Below are 16589 nucleotides of genomic sequence, written 5' to 3' on the forward strand. Positions count from 1 at the left end.
ATTATATAAAAGCAAGTGCGGGTGAGGCCTATAGGATGGTCCTGCCCGCACCTGCTTTTCTTTTTAATATCTTTTACAAGATAATATTATCAAGCATAAATATATTTTATAAATATAACACCTGTCCCGTTTCCGACAGATTCAGCACTCCCCGGGGCGCTATAATATGTCCGGGAGGTGAGCCCATGACCGTCTACGCCGATGTGCTGGTGATAGTCAATCTCTATGTAGACTATATCCTGCTGAGCCTGGTGAAGGGCTTCCTGCGCCTCTCGCCCCCGGGGTACAGGCTGGTGCTGGGGGCCCTGGCGGGAGGGGCGCTGTCGCTAGTGGGGCTGCTGCCCCTGCCGGGGTGGGCCGGGCCAGTGGCGTCGGGGGCCTCAGCGCTGCTGACGGCCCTTGCAGCCTTCGCGCCCCTGGGGAGGAAGCTTATGCTCAGGTGCTGGCTAAGCCTGTGGGGAGCCTCATTCCTGCTGGCGGGGGCGGTACTGTTCGTGCTGCAGTTTGTGCCTGCAGGGCATATGGCTGTGGTGGGCAGTGCTGTGTACTTCGACTTGTCGCTGCCTGTGCTGTTCTTCACCACCTGCGGGGCCTATACAGTATTTAAGCTGGCTGAAAAGCTCCTGCCCGCCGGACAGTCCGCGCCCCTGGTGCGGCTCACCGTGACAAACAGGGGGGAGTCAAGGGAGCTCTGGGCCAAGGCCGACACAGGCTGCGAGCTTAGGGAGCCCTTCTCCGGCCTGCCGGTGATAGTCTCGGAGCGGGGGGCCCTCTCGGGGCTGGCCCCTGAGGAAGGCGGGCCCATGCGCCTTGTCCCCTTCGGAAGCCTTGGGGGGGAGGGCCTGCTGTATGCCTTCAGGCCCGACAGCGTAACGGGCCCCGGCAATGCAAAACTCAGCTGCTACATAGCCCTGACGGATTTAAAGCTCTCCTCCGGGCAGTACGCCGCCCTGTACAACCCTGACATGTTCCAATAATCCCAAGGAGGTAATACCCATGCTTATACAGCTAATCTCACGCGTTAAAAATGCCATAGTAAAGCTTCTGGGCCCGGAGCCCTGCCACTATATAAACGGCCCGGACACCCTGCCGCCCCCTCTCACAAAGGAGCAGGAGCAGAAGGTGATGGAGGATATTAAAAACGATGTGCCCGGGGCAAGGGAGCCCCTTATCACCCATAACCTGCGCCTGGTGGTGTACATAGCAAGGAAGTTCGAGAGCCCCGGGGCGGGGGTGGAGGACCTTATCTCCATAGGGACCATCGGGCTGATAAAGGCGGTGAACACCTTTAGGCCCGAGAAGAATATAAAGCTCGCCACATATGCCTCAAGGTGCATTGAAAACGAGATACTAATGCACCTGAGGAAGAGCTCACAGCTGAGGAACGAGGTGTCCATCGACGACCCGCTGAATGTGGACTGGGACGGCAACGAGCTCCTGCTCTCGGACCTTCTGGGCAGCGACCCGGACGCGGTCACAGAGGACATAGAGCTGGAGGCCGAGCGGGATATGCTTCTCTCGGCTGTGAGCAGGCTCTCCCCCAGGGAGAAGACCATCATGCAGCTGAGATTCGGCCTTGGGGCCGGGAAGGAGCACACCCAAAAGGAGGTGGCGGACCAGCTGGGCATATCCCAGTCCTATATCTCCCGCCTTGAAAAAAGGATAATAGGAAGGCTCAGAAAGGACCTGGAGAAGGCGGGATAGGAACGCCCCCGGAAGGTATATTTTGCCGGAGGGCGAGGTTTAACTTGCATTTTGCCGCAGAAATGGTATAATAGAACAGGCAAATTTGCATAAGGGTTGTGATAGACTTGTATAAGATAGTAAAAAAGCGGGAGCTTAACCCCACGGTCACCCTGATGGAGGTAGAGGCCCCGGCAGTGGCGGGGAAGGCCCAGCCCGGGCAGTTCATCATCCTGAGGGTGGACGCCGGGGGGGAGCGCATACCCCTGACTATAGCGGACTTTGACAGAGAGAGGGGCACGGTCAGCATTATCTTCCAGATAGTGGGGGCCACCACCGAGAAGCTGAACCACAGGCAGGAGGGGGATTATATCCAGGACTTTGTGGGCCCCCTGGGCGTGCCAACCCATACCGAGGGCCTGAAGAAGGCGGCGGTGGTGGGCGGCGGGGTAGGCTGTGCCATAGCCTATCCGGTTGCAAAGAAGCTTTATGAGCAGGGGTGCGAGGTGCACTCCATAGTGGGCTTCAGGAGCCGGGAGCTGGTGATACTGGAGAGGGAGTTTGAAGCTGTGAGCAGCAGGCTCTGCAGGATGAGCGACGACGGCTCCTTCGGTGAAAAGGGCCTTGTGACCGACGCCTTGAGGGGGCTTATTGAGAGCGGTGAGAAATATGACCGGGTGATAGCCATAGGGCCCCTTGTCATGATGAAGTTTGTGTGTAAGCTCACAAAGGAGTTTGACATACCCACCACCGTCAGCATGAACCCCATTATGATAGACGGCACGGGCATGTGCGGCGGGTGCAGGCTCAGCCTTATAAGGGACGGCAGGCGGGTGACAAAGTTCGCCTGTGTTGACGGCCCGGACTTCGACGGCTTTGAGGTGGACTTTGACGAGGCCATGGCCAGGGGCTCCATGTACAGGGACTTTGAGCGCCACGCCCATGAGGAGACGTGCAATCTGTTCAAGGGGGTAGAAAACCATGCCTAATATGTCGTTAAAGAAGAATGAAATGCCCTCCCAGGAGCCGCAGGTGCGCAGCAGGAACTTTGAGGAGGTCGCCCTGGGGTACACTGAGGAGCAGGCCATAGACGAGGCCAGGCGCTGCCTGAACTGCAAGAATAAGCCATGCGTGGGCGGGTGCCCGGTGAACATCATGATACCGGAGTTTATTGCTAAGATGGCTGAGGGGGACTTTGAGGGGGCCTATCAGGTTATCGCCAAGAGCAGCGCCCTGCCCGCGGTCTGCGGGCGGGTCTGCCCCCAGGAGAGCCAGTGTGAAAAATACTGTGTAAGAGGGATAAAGGGGGAGCCGGTGGGTATCGGCAGGCTGGAGCGGTTTGCCGCCGACTGGCACAATGAGCACGTTTCAGAGGCCCCTATAAGGCCCGGGAGCAACGGCCATAAAATAGCGGTGATAGGCTCGGGCCCCTCGGGGCTCACCTGCGCCGGGGACCTGGCGCGCCTTGGCTATGAGGTGACGGTTTTCGAGGCCCTGCATACCCCCGGAGGCGTGCTTGTATACGGCATACCGGAGTTCCGCCTGCCTAAGGCTATCGTGCAGAAGGAGATAGAGGGCCTGAAAGCCATGGGCGTGAGGATTGAGACAAACATGGTCATAGGCCGGTCCCTCTCCATAGACGAGCTCTTTGGGGAGGGTTTTGAGGCGGTGTTCATCGGCTCGGGGGCAGGCCTGCCGAGATTTATGAACATACCCGGGGAGAACCTTAAAGGGGTGTACTCGGCAAACGAGTTTTTAACCAGGGTAAACCTGATGAAGGCCTACCTTCCCGGCTCGGACACGCCTATCCAGCGGGGAAAGAGGGTGGCTGTGGTAGGCGGCGGCAACGTGGCTATGGACGCCGCCCGCTGCGCGAAACGCCTGGGGGCCGAGGAGGTGTACATTGTGTACCGGCGCTCTGAGGCGGAGCTGCCCGCCCGGGCCGAGGAGGTGGAGCACGCTAAGGAGGAGGGCATTGTCTTCAGGCTGCTCAATAATCCTAAGGAGATTCTGGGGGACGGGACCGGCAGTGTCCGGGGCATGGAGTGCCTTGAGATGGAGCTGGGCGAGCCGGACGCCTCGGGCCGCAGAAGGCCTGTGGAGAAGGCAGGAAGCGAGTTTGTGCTGGACGTGGACTGCGTTATAATGGCAATCGGCACCAGCCCCAACCCCCTGATAAAGTCCACCACAGAGGGCCTTGAGACCCAGAGCTGGGGGGGCATTATAGTCAACGAGGAGACAGGCCTCACCAGCAGGCCCGGTGTGTACGCCGGAGGTGACGCGGTGACAGGCGCGGCTACGGTGATTTTAGCCATGGGCGCGGGCAAGGCCGCGGCTAAGGCCATCCACCGGCAGCTAAGCGGGGAGGAAGCATGATTGAGCTGGCCCTTGAAAAGCCCGGGCTTTTTGGCAGCGTATACAGGCGCACTGCCGCCAGGGGCGTCATCCTGGGGCAGGGCGGGCTTTTGATGATACATACCTGCCGGGGGGACTACAAATTCCCCGGCGGCGGAGTAGAGCCCGGGGAGAGCCTGGAGTCCGCCCTGCGGCGGGAGCTTTTGGAGGAGACCGGGCGGGAGCTCATAGGGGAGCCGAAGCAGGTCGCCGTGGCCCGGGAGCGCCGGAAGGGGCAGACCGCCGGTATACTTGAGATGGACTCCCACTATTTCCTCTGCCGTGTAGGCGAGAGCGCTGCGCCGCTGAAGCTGGAGGGCTACGAGGCCGAGGAGGATTTTACGCCGGTATGGGTGAGCCCCGGAAAGGCCCTTGCCGCAAACAGGGCCCTTGACCTGGAGGCACAGCCCTGGCTGGAGCGGGAGGTAATGGTGCTGGAGGCGCTTATGGAAAACGGGCTGGTATAGGGGAGGAGACTATGACGTTACAGGAATTTTTCAGGGAGAATCCCCGGGTGGCCCTGGGCTTTTCCGGCGGGGCGGACTCGGCGTACCTGCTGTGGGAGGCCGTGAATAACGGGGCCCAGGTGAGGCCCTACTATGTAAACTCGCAGTTCCAGCCGGAATTTGAGCTCAGGGACGCCAGGCGGCTCTGTGAGGAGCTCTCGGTGGAGCTGGCGGTGATACCGCTGGATGTGCTCGGCAGCCCCAAGGTCCGGGAAAATCCCCCTGACCGCTGCTACCACTGCAAGCGGGCCATCTTCGGGGCCCTCCGGGAGAGGGCCCTCTCCGAGGGCTTCCCGGTGCTCATAGACGGCACGAACGCCTCCGACGACGCGGGGGACAGGCCGGGAATGCGGGCCCTGGGCGAGCTTTCGGTGCGCTCCCCCCTCCGGGAGTGCGGCATAAGCAAGGAGGAGGTCCGGGAGCGGTCCAGGGCCGCGGGGCTGTTCACCTGGGACAAGCCTGCCTATGCCTGCCTTGCCACCAGGGTGCCCGGCGGCGAGCCGCTGGAGGCGGGGCTGCTGGAGAGGATAGAGCAGGCCGAGGACTGCCTTTTCTCCCTGGGCTTTACGGATTTTCGCGTGAGGGTCTTCGGCGGCGGGGCCAGGCTGCAGGTGCCGGAGGGCCAGCTTGCCCGAGCGGTAGAGAGGCGGCGGGAGATACTGGCCGGGCTTGAGGGGCTGTTCCCGGCGGTTATGCTGGACCTAAGGGAAAGATAAGATTTACTTGACGGGCAGGGGCAAACCTGCTAAGATATAGATAGAATATAAAAAGGTGGCAGCTTTATGTTTACGGAAAACGAACGCAGGGATGTGCGCAAGGCGATGGCCTTTGACCTTATGCAAATTTTCAGGGCAGAGCCGGGCAAGACCTACACCCTGGAGGAAATCGAAAAGCTGCTTGTGGCCTACGTTCAGGGCAACGACTGATATAGTAAAAGGGATGGCGTTAAGCCATCCCTTTTATTGTCTCCCCGCCGACTAAGGGGAACTGTACAGTTGCCACAAACAAATCACCGTCTGTGCGCACAAAGAACCTGCCCCCACAGGCCTCTGTAAAGCTCTTTGCTATGCTGAGCCCGAGGCCGCTGCCCTCGGTGGTGCGGTTCTGGTCGCCCCTGACAAAGCGGGCGGTAAGGTCCTCGCCCTTCATGGTTATCTCTGTCTTGGAGACGTTGCGTATGCTGGCGCTGGCAAGGCCGGACTGGGCTACGAGGCTCACATATACCCTTGAGCCCTCAAGGGAATACTGGGTGCAGTTGCGTATCAGGTTCTGGAACACCCTGTAGAGCCGCTGGCCGTCTGCGTGGACCAGCATGGGGGTATCCGGGATATCCACCCTGAACTGGAGCTTTGAGTGCTCTATGACCTCCTCCATCTCCACGAAGGTCTGCTTTAGGAGCCGCCCTATGTCAAGGTCGTCAAGATTCAGGCTGATATTGCCTGTGGCGGCCTTGGAGACCTCAAAGACGTCCTGGACTATGACGCTCAGCCGCTGGGTCTTCTGGGAGAGTATGTCCACGTAGTCCTTTGCCGCCGGGGAGAGCTCCTCCTTCTTCAAAAGCTCCACATAGCTTATCACAGAGGTCAGTGGGGTCTTGATGTCGTGGGAGACGTTGGTGATAAGCTCTATCTTGGTGCGGTCCGCCTTGGTCCCCTCCTCAACGGCCTTCTGCACGCCTGTGCGTATCATGTTCAGCTGCATGGCGCAGTCGTAGAGGTTTGAGGTGGGGGGCACATGGTTTACGGCGTCCAGGTTCCCGCCGTACATCTCGGTTATCTGGTCCATCAGAAGGTTCCAGTCCCGCAGGTCCCGCTTTAGGGAGAGGATGTACCACCACACGGCGCCTATCACCCCCACCACGGACACAAAGGGCACCGTCAGGGCCAGCTTGTCCCTGTGGGGCGGGGGCAGGAGGTTTATAAGTATGCCGTAGCCGAAAAGGCCGAAGGCTATCAGGGCCGCGCACACGCCTATGACGCTGTAGGCCCGCCTAAGGGCCCGCTGCTGGAAGGTGGTCATCTTGTGGAAGTCGTTGATTCTCAGGAGCACGGAATGTATGATATTATGCCCGAAGAACCTTCTGTTGCGCCCCACGTCAAGGCAGAGGAAGTATAGGAGCAGCACACCCAGCACCCCGGCGGTGAAGATGAGGGGGGTGCTGCTGTTGCCCATAAGACTTAGCAGGAACACAAGGAAGCAGGCGATTATAATGAGCTTTGCCTCCATCCAGACCCACCCGAGCCACCGGGCCACTATGGCCTCGAAGGCCCGACGGTCCTGCCTGAAGGCAAAGACCAGTATAAGCGCTGTCAGCATTACGGCGACGGCGCTCACGATTTTGACCCCGTATTCATAGACAAGCTCCGGGGCCTGTATCTCCACATAGCCGCCGTCCGGGGTCTCCTCCAGGTGCCGGGGCACGCTCCCGGCGAACTCATGGACGCTGTCTGTGGCGTACTCTGTCATGCCGGGGCTCACCAGCACCATCACCGCGAACACCAGCAGCAGGCTCACCGCACAGAGGATAAACAGCAGGCAGAGCCAGGATATCAGCCCCTTAAAGGTATTGGTGGGCCTGCTGCGGAGGAGCTCCCCCGGGTCAATGCTTCTCGAATTTGTAACCAATGCCCCACACCACCTTCAGATATTCCGGCTCGCTGGGATTTATCTCTATCTTCTCCCTTATGCGCCGTATATGCACCATTACGGTGTTCTCTGTAGAATAGGCCGACTCGTTCCATATTTTCGAGTAAATCTCCTCGGCGGGGAATATCCTGCCGGGGTTGCGCATCAGGAGCTCCACTATCTTGGTCTCCGTGGCGGTGAGCTTGATGGGCTCGTCATCGGCGTATAGAACGTGCTCGTCCAGGTTGAACCTGAGCCGCCCGTTTATTATCACGTTCTCCCCCTGGGAGTTGATGTCCCCAAGGCTGGTATATCTTCTCAGCTGGGACTTTACCCTGGCGGCAAGCTCCATGGGGTTAAAGGGCTTTGTCACATAGTCGTCGGCGCCCATGGACAGGCCCAGTATCTTGTCGCTGTTCTCGCTTTTAGCCGAGAGGACTATAATGGGCAGGTTTTTCCCCTCCCTTATGCGCATGATGGCTGAAAGGCCGTCGAGCCTTGGCATCATCACGTCGATAATTATCAGGTGTATATTTTTTGTGGCGACCAAATCCAGGGCCTCCATGCCGTCGTAGGCCTTCAGGACCGTGTACCCCTCGCTCTCAAGGGTAAGGGCGATGGCCCTGACTATCTCCCGGTCGTCGTCCACCACCAGGATGTTTTTGCTCTCGTTGTCCATGCAGCTCCCTCCAATTATATATAGTCTACAGATTAAACCTTAGTTTTTTGAGTACATAATTCTTACAGAAATCATACTTTCCGAAAGCAATCTGGCGAAGCCGCTTTCTTTCGGAAAGTATACATCATCTTTTCAGGTTTGGCAACATATTTTTCTTTTGGAAGGCTTTATTTTGAAAGGATGTGCTGTAATGAAAAGACTGAAATTCCCCCACTGGTCAACCCTTGCGGTTATCCTTATAGCCGCCGTGCTGTTCCTGGCGGCTTTTTATACCCACAGGGAGCATGGGGCTGTGCCCACTGCCGGGGAGATAACCAACTGGGGGCTAAGCTTCCAGAAGAAGGGGGAGCCCCCTGTAGCCAACGCCACCGGGGAGTATTTAAGCCAGTTCGACAGTGTGTACTGTATGCCCTCGGAGGGGAAGACCATCTATATCACCTTTGACGCGGGCTTTGAAAACGGCAACACGGAGGCGATACTTGAGGCGCTGAAAAAGCACGGCGTCAAGGCCACGTTTTTCCTGGTGGGCAACTACCTTGAGACAGAGCCGGAGCTGGTGCAGAGGATGGTGTCGGAGGGGCATACCGTTGGCAACCACACCTACAGCCACCCGGATATGTCCGCCATAGGGGATAAGGAGAGCTTCCGCCAGGAGCTTCAAAGGAACGAGGAGGCCTATAAGAAGATAACAGGGGAGGATATGCCCAAGCTCTACAGGCCCCCCCAGGGGAAGTTCTGCGAGAGCAACCTGAAGATGGCGAAGGAGCTGGGGTACCGCACGGTGTTCTGGAGCCTTGCCTACGTGGACTGGTACGAAAACGACCAGCCCACCCATCAGCAGGCCTTTGACAAGCTGATACCAAGGGTGCACCCGGGGGCCGTGGTGCTCCTGCACAGCACGTCCAGAACAAACGGGGAAATCCTCGACGAGCTGCTCACAAAATGGGAGGAGCTGGGGTATCGCTTCGGGGACCTTTGGAAAGACTTGCAATAAGCCCCTCTTTAGGATATAATAGGGGAAACTCAGCTTGAAAAAATTCTAAAAACACAAAGGAAGTTAAAAGATGGAACATATTGTAGAGGCCCTTGTGCAGCTTTTCAGCCAGACCATCCCCGCCGAGCTCACCGTGTTCGTGCTGTCCCTTATGCCCATTATAGAGCTGCGGGGAGGGATACTTGCGGCAAAGCTCCTTGACCTGCAGATGCTGCCAGCCTTCTTCATCTGCCTTGTGGGCACGCTTATACCAACGCCCTTTATACTCCTCTTTATAAACAAGATATTCGGCTGGATGCGCAATACCCGGCTTGTAAAGCTGGTGGACCGCATGGAGGAGAAGGGCCGAAGCAAGTTCGACAAGATAAACCGCTATAAGACTCTGGGGCTGATGATATTCGTGGCAATACCACTCCCCGGCACCGGGGCCTGGACAGGGTCCCTGGCGGCGGCCCTGATGAAGATGGACTTTAAGTCCGCAATGCTCTCCGTGGCCCTGGGGACCCTTATTGCCGACGTGATTATGTGCGTGCTCTCCTACGGCCTTTTGGGGCTGGTGCTCTGATGGACTGCCGCGTGGCGGTAATAGGCGCGGGGGCGGCAGGGCTCTTATGCGCCTATAAGGCGGCGGGCAGGGGCGGCGTGCTCCTGCTGGACGGCAATGAGAAGCCCGGAAGGAAGCTTTTAGCCACTGGCAACGGGCGCTGCAATATTACAAACCTCAGGCTCTCGCCTGATGACTACTGCGGCGACCCGCTGCTGGGGGACTTTCTCAGGCACTGGCCCGCCGGAAGGCTGACGGATATATTCCGGGAACTGGGCCTTCTCACCAGGGCCGACAGCGAAGGGAGGGTATACCCCAACAGCCTCCAGGCCGCGGCGGTGGCAGGGGCCCTGGCCTCGGCCTGCCATGAGGCCGGCGTAAGGGAAGAGTATAGCTTCAGGGCCGTGAAGATAGCCCGGGAGCGCCGGGGGTTTATTATCACCGGGGACAATGGCGGCACGGTCAGGGCCAAATACTGCGTGCTGGCCTGCGGGGGCCTCGCCTCGCCCGGGCACTCAAGGGGGGAGGGGTACTCCCTTGCAAAGGGCCTTGGGCACAGGGTAACGGAGCTCTCGCCCTCCCTGGTGGGCCTGAGGGTGAAGGGCAGGTTTACCCGGGCCCTGAAGGGGGTGCGCTGTAAGGCAAGGGCGTCCCTGCGGGCCGGTGGCAGAGAGCTCTGTGGGGAGAGCGGCGAAGTAATATTCGGGGACGGCTCCGTGTCGGGGATATGCGTTATGGACCTTTCGGCGCATATGCGCGGGCGAAACAATACCGTGCTGCGCCTGGACATTTTGGAGCATATGGACAGCCGGGAGCTTGAAAATTACCTTAAAAGCCTTGCCCTCGCCCACCCCATGCGCCCTGTGGAGGAGCTGTTCTCCGGGGCGCTGAACCTGCGGCTGGGGCGGGAGCTGTCGAAGCTCCTGGGCTTTGGGGGCACGCTGGGAGAGCTGGGCCCCGGGGATATAAAGAGGGCGGCGGGCATGGCGAAGGGGCTGGACCTGCCGGTGGAGGGCACGCTGGGCTGGGAACAGGCCCAGGTAACGGCAGGAGGCGTGCCCTTATGTGAGATAGACCTTGGGACTATGGAATCCAGGATATGCCCGGGGCTTTATATCTGCGGGGAGCTGCTGGACGCCGACGGGCGCTGCGGGGGCTATAACCTGCACTGGGCCTTCTGCACCGGCGCCGCTGCCGGGGAGCAGCTGGGCTGAGCTTATTAAAAGGGGATGGGTAAAATGCTTCACATAGCAAACCTGCACCTGGGGCTGGGCTTCACCGGGGAGGAGCTGAGGAGGGCGGCGGCAAAAAAGCTCCGGCTGCCGGAGGGCGCCGTAATAAGGGTCGAGCTTGCTAAAAAGTCGGTGGACGCCCGGAAAAAGGACAGGGTGCATTTTGTCTGCGCTGTCCGGGCGGAGGTGGACACGGACGAGGGCAGGCTTGTCCGCAGGCTGAAGGACAGCGGGGTGCGCATTGCCGGGCCCTATGAGTTCCGGCTCCCGGCGGGGCCGAAGGCGGAGCTGCCGCCGGTGGTGGCGGGCTTCGGGCCCGGGGGGATGTTCGCGGGGCTGCTGTTGGCCCGGTGCGGGCATAGGCCCATAATAATCGAGCGGGGCCAGCCGGTAGAGGCGCGCCAAAGGGCTGTGGAGAACTTTTGGGAGAAGGGGGAGCTTGACCCGGAGAGCAACGTCCAGTTCGGCGAGGGCGGGGCCGGGGCCTTCTCCGACGGCAAGCTCACCACCGGCACCGGGGACGGGCGCATAAGGTACGTCCTGGAGGAGCTGGCTGCAGCCGGAGCGCCCGAGGAGATACTCACCGACGCAAAGCCCCATATAGGCACAGACCGGCTACCGGAGGTTGTGAAAAACATCAGGGAGAGGATAATCTCCCTGGGCGGTCAGGTGCTGTTTGAAACCCGGCTTACGGATATTATTACGGCTGGCGGCAGGGTCACAGGGGTGAAGCTGCAGTCCCGGGAGGGGGAGCGGGTGATACCCTGTGAAAAGCTCATACTGGCTGTGGGCCACAGCGCCAGGGACATCTTTGAGCTGCTCCATAAAAAGGGGCTGCCCCTCTCGGCAAAGCCTTTCTCCGTGGGGGTGCGCATAGAGCACCCGGCGGAGCTTATAGACCGGGCCCAGTACGGCTCCTTCGCGGGGCACCCGGCGCTGGGGGCGGCGGACTATAAGCTTAGCTGCCACCTGGGCAGCGGGCGGGGGGTCTATACCTTCTGTATGTGCCCCGGAGGCACGGTCACGGGCGCGGCCTCGGAGCCCGGGGGCATAGTTACAAACGGCATGAGCCCCTGGGCCCGGGACGGGGCGAACAGCAACGCGGCCCTGCTGGTGGGCGTCGGCCCCGGGGACTTCGGGTCTGAGGGGGCGCTTGCCGGGGTGGAGTACCAGCGGAGGATTGAGCGGCTGGCCTATGGATATGCCGGGGGGTACCGGGCCCCGGCCCAGCGGGTGGCGGACTTTATGGAGAGGCGGGCGAGCACTGGCTTTGGCTCCGTGCTGCCGACCTACCGGCCCGGGGTGGCGCCGGGGGATATCTCCTGCTGCCTGCCGGAGCATATATGCGGGCCCCTAAGGGAGGCCCTGCCCATACTGGGGCGGCAGCTAAAGGGCTTTGACAGCGGCGACGCGGTGCTCACGGCGCCGGAGACCAGAAGCTCCTCCCCGGTGAGGGTGCTGCGGGGGGAGGACATGCAGTCCCCGGGGCTTCGGGGACTGTTCCCCTGCGGGGAGGGGGCCGGGTACGCGGGGGGTATCGTCTCGGCGGCGGTGGACGGGCTCAGGTGCGCCCAGGCTGCGGCAGAGGGACGTTAGAGCTTGCAAGTTCCCCTCTTCCGTGGTACAATATACTTTTAAGGACAGGCGAGAACACTGGGAGTGGGGATGATACCGTGAACCTGAAGCTATGGGATATTCCGGCGGTGGACAAGGTGAAAACTGTGGAGCTGGCGAAGAAATGCGGCGTAGAGCCGCTTTTAGCGGCCCTTCTGCGGGCAAGGGGGATGGACACGCCTGAGAAGGTCTCGGGCTTTCTTGGCGCCGGTGAGTTTTCGGACCCATTTAATATGAAGGACATGGACAGGGCCTCCTCCCGCATACGCCTGGCTGTGGACAATTTTGAGCATATAGCCGTATACGGCGACTATGATATGGACGGCCTCTCCTCCACCTCAATGCTCTATACCTACCTTCAGGACAAGGGGGCGAATGTGTCGTACTATATCCCCCGGCGGGACATTGAGGGCTATGGAATGAATATGGGCGCGGTGGACACACTCTCAAAGGAGGGGGTGGACCTGATAGTCACCGTGGACAACGGCGTTGCGGCCAATAAGGAGATAGCCTACGCCAAGTCCCTGGGGATGGATGTGGTCGTCACCGACCACCACCAGCCCCAGGGCGCCCTGCCCGACGCGCCCCTTGTAAACCCCCATAGGGAGGACGATGAGAGCGGGCTCACATATCTCTGCGGGGCTGGGGTGGTACTAAAGCTCCTGATGGCCCTTGAGGGGGACATAGAGGCGGTGGCAAAGCGGTATATTGACCTGGCGGCCCTTGGCACCGTGGGGGATTCGGTGGAGCTTATAGGGGAAAACCGGCTGATAGTGAGCCGTGGCCTTGAAAGCATGGAGAAAAGGGAGCGCCCGGGGCTTGCGGCCCTGCTGGGGGAGGACCCTGTCACCTCCACAAAGCTCTCCTTCGGCGTTATACCCTGCCTGAACTCCCCGGGCAGGATAGGCACGCCGGACAGCACCGTGCGACTGCTGACCCACCAGGACCGGGAGAGCGCCAGGATTCTTGCCGAGGACATCCAGGAGGAGAACCTTGCCAGGAAGGAAATGATGGACAGGGTCATAGAGGCGGCGCAGGAGGCGCTGGAAAGCCGCCCGGAGCTCATGTATGACCGGGTGCTGGTGGTATGGGGAGAGGGCTGGCACCACGGCCTGGTGGGCCTTGTGGCGGGCAGGCTCTCGGAGCTGTACGGCAAGCCGGCGATAGTGCTGTCCGTTATAGACGGCGAGGCCCGGGGCAGCGGCAGGAGCATAGAGGGCTTCGACATATTCCGGGCGGTAACAAAGTGCGGGGACCTGCTCATACACCACGGGGGGCACCCCATGGCGGCGGGGCTGACCCTGTCCCCGGAAAACCTGGAGGAGTTCAGGCGGCGTATAAACAGGTACGCAAGGGAGGAGTCCCCCGAAATGCCCTTCCCGGTCCTGGGCCTGGACTGCACCCTGCAGGGGAGGGCCCTTGCCCTGGAAAGCTGCCGGGCCTTCGCGCCCATGGAGCCCTTCGGGGTGGGCAACCCCACCCCGGCCTTTGCGGTGATGGGGGCCACCCTGGCGGATATCAGGGGCTTTGGAAGGGGGAACCACTGCGAGCTCACCTGCAGGAGCGGCAGCGCCTCCTTTAAGTGCAAGCTCTTTAAGGTGAGGCCCGAGGAGATACCATACCCCCTGGGCTCTGCGGTTGACCTGGCGGTGAATCTGGAGGAGAACTACTATAGGGGCAGTGTAAGCCTGTCAGTCCAGGTGAGGGACATGCGCCTCAGCGGGCTGGACCGCCTGGAGTGCCTGAGGGACTACAGGACCTATGAGAAATTTAAGCGCGGTGAGCCCCTCCTCCCCCGGGAGGCGGAGCGCCTGCGCCCGGACAGGGACCGGCTGGCGGCGGTGTATACGCTGCTGCCAAGGGTCAAGGGGCCGGGGCTCGGGCTGGAGGAGCTGGTGCTGCGCCTTGAAAAGAGCGGGCTCAATATGGGTATGCTGCTCTTCGGCCTGGAGGTGCTAAAGGAGCGGGGGCTCATAGACTATAGGGTGCGGGGAAATATGCTCGAGGCCTGGAGGCTGCCGGTGAAGGGGAGGTCGGACATCACCCTGTCCCCCCTTTTCAGGGAGCTTTCGGGGCTTGCCGAAAAAGACGGACAAGAAAAGGAGTGAGCAAAAGTGCCGGATGTTAGACAGATAAGCGCCTATGAGGAGCTGCAGGCCATTGTAAAGGAGAGCGGCAAGGAATTTGACCGGGAGCTTATAGCGGACGCGTACCTTCTGGCGGACCGCAAGCATAGGGGACAGAAGCGGAGCTCCGGGGAGCCCTATATCATACACCCCCTGTCCGTGGCGGCTATCTTAGTTGACCTGGGCATGGACACCCAGTCTGTGGTGGCGGGGCTCCTCCACGATGTGGTGGAGGACACGGACTGCACGCTGGAGGACATAACCCAGGAGTTCGGCAGGGAGGTCGCCCTGCTTATAGACGGGGTCACAAAGCTTGATAGGATACCCTTCTCCTCAAAGGAGGAGGAGCAGGCCGAGAACCTTCGGAAAATGCTCATGGCAATGGCCCAGGATATCAGGGTGATAATCATAAAGTTTGCGGACCGTATGCACAACCTGTCCACCCTGGAGTTCATGTCCCCCCAGAAGCAGCGGGACAAGGCCAGGGAGTGCCTGGAGGTGTACGCGCCCATAGCCCACCGACTGGGTATGCGCATGGTGAAGGAGACCATGGAGGACGTGTCCCTTATGTACCTGGACCCGGCGGCCTATAATGAGATAGACGGCCACCTGGAGTCCCGCAGCAAGACCAGGGGCCAGTTTATAGGGGGGCTGCGCTCCCAGCTCAGGGAGCGCATAGAGCCCGCCCTGGGCCATGAGATATATATTGAGGGCCGGGTCAAGAGCAAATACAGCATTTACCGCAAGATGTTCATAGGCGGCAAGGACTTTGAGGAGATATACGACGTCTTCGCCATGCGGGTGATAGTGGACACCATTGAGGACTGCTATAATGTATTAGGCATAGTCCACGACATGTTCACCCCCCTGCCCAACAGGTTTAAGGACTATATCTCCACCCCAAAGCCCAATATGTACCAGTCCCTGCACACCACGGTGATAACCAAGGCCGGGGTGCCCTTCGAGGTGCAGATACGCACCTGGGAAATGCACCAGACCGCCGAGTACGGCATAGCGGCCCACTGGAAGTATAAGCTGGGCATGTCCAGAAAGCAGTCCGACAGCCGCTCCCTGGACGAGAGGCTCTCCTGGATACGCCAGATGCTTGAGAACCAGGCGGACACCGAGGACGTGACGGACCTGGTGCACTCCATTAAATCCGACCTGATACCCGAGGAGGTATTCGTGTTTACCCCCAAGGGGGACGTGATAAACCTGCCCCAGGGCTCAAGCGTTATAGACTTCGCCTATGCCATACACAGCGCCGTGGGCAACAGGATGATAGGGGCGAAGGTGGATAAGCGGATAGTCCCTCTGGACTATAAGGTGAAGACAGGGGAGATAATAGAGGTGCTCACAAGCAAGGAGACCAGGGGCCCCAACAGGGACTGGCTCACCATGGTGCGCACCAGCGAGGCCAGGAGCAAGATTAGGGCCTGGTTTAAAAAGGAGCGCCGGGAGGAAAATATAGTGGAGGGCAAGGCGGAGCTTGAGCGGGAGCTCAGGCGCAGCAGTATCTCCATGAGCCCGGAGCTGATGAACTATATGGTGGAGAGCGTGGGCAAGCGGCACAACTGCTCCACCGCCGACGACCTGTACGCGGCCATAGGCTACGGCGGGGTGCAGCTCTGGAAGGTCATGCCCCGTATCCGGGAGGAATACCAGCGCATTGCAAAGTCCGGCCTGCCCCAGGAGCCCCCGGCTGTGGTAAGCGCCCCGGCAAAGGCAAAGAAGGTCTCCGGGGGCGTGCTGGTGGAGGGGATGGACAACTGCCTTACAAAGCTCTCCCGCTGCTGCAACCCCCTGCCGGGGGACGATATCATCGGCTTTATCACCAGGGGCTTCGGGGTGTCCATACACAAGCGCAGCTGCCGTAACGTCCCCCGGGACCTTACGGACTGCCCGGAGCCCGAGCGCTGGGTAAACGCCTACTGGGAGGGCGAGGTGAGGGACGACTTCAAGTCCACCCTGCACATAGTGGCCCTGGACCGGGGCGGGCTGCTGCTGGACGTGACCCAGCAGCTCAGCGCGCTGAATATCTTTATCCATACCCTCAACTGCCGCCAGGAGAAGGGCGGGCCAAACGCGGTGATATCTGCAACGGTGTCTATAAGCGGCCTGCCCCAGCTCCAGAGCATTATCGACAGGCTCTCAAGGGTCAAGGGGGTAATATCCATTGACAGGACCTGAGG

At 60.2% G+C, this 16589-nt stretch carries 15 protein-coding genes; 13 read left to right on the forward strand and 2 right to left on the reverse strand.

Annotation, left to right across the window (positions count from 1 at the left end):
- Positions 1-185: 185 nt before the first annotated feature.
- The 7 genes from D5270_RS13160 (at position 186) to D5270_RS13190 (ending at position 5509) form a co-directional block, all read left to right on the forward strand.
- On the forward strand, positions 186-977 hold the full coding sequence (locus D5270_RS13160; protein WP_166544537.1) for a sigma-E processing peptidase SpoIIGA: 792 nt from the start codon (positions 186-188) through the stop codon (positions 975-977).
- Between the two features lie 19 nt (positions 978-996).
- Entirely contained in the window at positions 997-1704 is a 708-nt protein-coding gene (gene sigE, locus D5270_RS13165; RefSeq protein ID WP_166544538.1) for an RNA polymerase sporulation sigma factor SigE, read from the forward strand.
- A 107-nt stretch (positions 1705-1811) separates the two neighbouring features.
- Entirely contained in the window at positions 1812-2672 is an 861-nt protein-coding gene (locus D5270_RS13170; protein ID WP_166544539.1) for a sulfide/dihydroorotate dehydrogenase-like FAD/NAD-binding protein, read from the forward strand.
- Positions 2665-4059 carry an NADPH-dependent glutamate synthase gene (gltA, locus tag D5270_RS13175; protein ID WP_166544540.1) on the forward strand — a complete coding sequence of 465 codons (1395 nt, stop codon included), beginning with the start codon at positions 2665-2667 and terminating at the stop codon, positions 4057-4059. Before D5270_RS13170 ends, gltA begins: the two co-directional genes overlap by 8 nt.
- Positions 4056-4544, forward strand: a complete 489-nt coding sequence (locus tag D5270_RS13180; protein ID WP_166544541.1) for an NUDIX domain-containing protein — start codon at positions 4056-4058, stop codon at positions 4542-4544. The genes gltA and D5270_RS13180 overlap by 4 nt, the downstream gene beginning before the upstream one ends.
- Positions 4545-4555: 11 nt before the next feature.
- Complete coding sequence (larE, locus tag D5270_RS13185) at positions 4556-5299, forward strand: ATP-dependent sacrificial sulfur transferase LarE (protein WP_166544542.1); 744 nt, start codon at positions 4556-4558, stop codon at positions 5297-5299.
- A 66-nt stretch (positions 5300-5365) separates the two neighbouring features.
- A complete protein-coding gene (locus D5270_RS13190) occupies positions 5366-5509 on the forward strand; it encodes a hypothetical protein (protein WP_166544543.1) in 144 nt (47 codons plus the stop codon).
- 19 nt (positions 5510-5528) lie between these two features.
- Here the strand turns inward: D5270_RS13190 and D5270_RS13195 are convergent, their stop codons facing one another.
- Positions 5529-7208, reverse strand: coding sequence for a sensor histidine kinase (locus D5270_RS13195; protein WP_166544544.1), 1680 nt, complete (start codon positions 7206-7208; stop codon positions 5529-5531).
- The gene (locus D5270_RS13200; protein ID WP_161474423.1) at positions 7183-7887 is read right to left on the reverse strand and encodes a response regulator transcription factor; all 705 of its coding nucleotides are present in this window, start codon (positions 7885-7887) and stop codon (positions 7183-7185) included. Before D5270_RS13200 ends, D5270_RS13195 begins: the two co-directional genes overlap by 26 nt.
- Before the next feature lie 190 nt (positions 7888-8077).
- Between D5270_RS13200 and D5270_RS13205 the strand changes: the two genes are divergently transcribed.
- The 6 genes from D5270_RS13205 to D5270_RS13230 all read left to right on the forward strand — a co-directional run bounded on the left by D5270_RS13205 (position 8078) and on the right by D5270_RS13230 (position 16587).
- Entirely contained in the window at positions 8078-8881 is an 804-nt protein-coding gene (locus D5270_RS13205) for a polysaccharide deacetylase family protein (protein WP_166544545.1), read from the forward strand.
- A 70-nt stretch (positions 8882-8951) separates the two neighbouring features.
- Complete coding sequence (locus tag D5270_RS13210) at positions 8952-9446, forward strand: COG2426 family protein (RefSeq protein ID WP_166544546.1); 495 nt, start codon at positions 8952-8954, stop codon at positions 9444-9446.
- Positions 9446-10639 (forward strand): NAD(P)/FAD-dependent oxidoreductase, encoded by a 1194-nt coding sequence (locus D5270_RS13215; protein WP_166544547.1) that lies wholly within the window; start codon positions 9446-9448, stop codon positions 10637-10639. Before D5270_RS13210 ends, D5270_RS13215 begins: the two co-directional genes overlap by 1 nt.
- Before the next feature lie 24 nt (positions 10640-10663).
- Positions 10664-12253 (forward strand): NAD(P)/FAD-dependent oxidoreductase, encoded by a 1590-nt coding sequence (locus D5270_RS13220; RefSeq protein WP_166544548.1) that lies wholly within the window; start codon positions 10664-10666, stop codon positions 12251-12253.
- Between the two features lie 77 nt (positions 12254-12330).
- Positions 12331-14379, forward strand: a complete 2049-nt coding sequence (gene recJ, locus D5270_RS13225; RefSeq protein ID WP_166544549.1) for a single-stranded-DNA-specific exonuclease RecJ — start codon at positions 12331-12333, stop codon at positions 14377-14379.
- 6 nt (positions 14380-14385) lie between these two features.
- Complete coding sequence (locus D5270_RS13230; RefSeq protein WP_330587531.1) at positions 14386-16587, forward strand: RelA/SpoT family protein; 2202 nt, start codon at positions 14386-14388, stop codon at positions 16585-16587.
- The last annotated feature ends 2 nt before the right edge of the window (positions 16588-16589 follow it).

Origin of the sequence: Acutalibacter sp. 1XD8-36, from assembly GCF_009917525.1 — a bacterium.
Classification (GTDB): Bacteria; Bacillota; Clostridia; order Oscillospirales; family Acutalibacteraceae; genus Acutalibacter.

Coding starts and splice junctions, on each gene's coding strand:
- D5270_RS13190 (WP_166544543.1), top strand. CDS start 5,366: ATGTTTACGGAAAACGAACGCAGGGATGTGCGCAAGGCGATGGCCTTT.
- D5270_RS13200 (WP_161474423.1), bottom strand. CDS start 7,887: ATGGACAACGAGAGCAAAAACATCCTGGTGGTGGACGACGACCGGGAG.
- D5270_RS13210 (WP_166544546.1), top strand. CDS start 8,952: ATGGAACATATTGTAGAGGCCCTTGTGCAGCTTTTCAGCCAGACCATC.
- D5270_RS13215 (WP_166544547.1), top strand. CDS start 9,446: ATGGACTGCCGCGTGGCGGTAATAGGCGCGGGGGCGGCAGGGCTCTTA.
- larE (WP_166544542.1), top strand. CDS start 4,556: ATGACGTTACAGGAATTTTTCAGGGAGAATCCCCGGGTGGCCCTGGGC.
- sigE (WP_166544538.1), top strand. CDS start 997: ATGCTTATACAGCTAATCTCACGCGTTAAAAATGCCATAGTAAAGCTT.
- D5270_RS13220 (WP_166544548.1), top strand. CDS start 10,664: ATGCTTCACATAGCAAACCTGCACCTGGGGCTGGGCTTCACCGGGGAG.
- gltA (WP_166544540.1), top strand. CDS start 2,665: ATGCCTAATATGTCGTTAAAGAAGAATGAAATGCCCTCCCAGGAGCCG.
- D5270_RS13160 (WP_166544537.1), top strand. CDS start 186: ATGACCGTCTACGCCGATGTGCTGGTGATAGTCAATCTCTATGTAGAC.
- D5270_RS13180 (WP_166544541.1), top strand. CDS start 4,056: ATGATTGAGCTGGCCCTTGAAAAGCCCGGGCTTTTTGGCAGCGTATAC.
- D5270_RS13205 (WP_166544545.1), top strand. CDS start 8,078: ATGAAAAGACTGAAATTCCCCCACTGGTCAACCCTTGCGGTTATCCTT.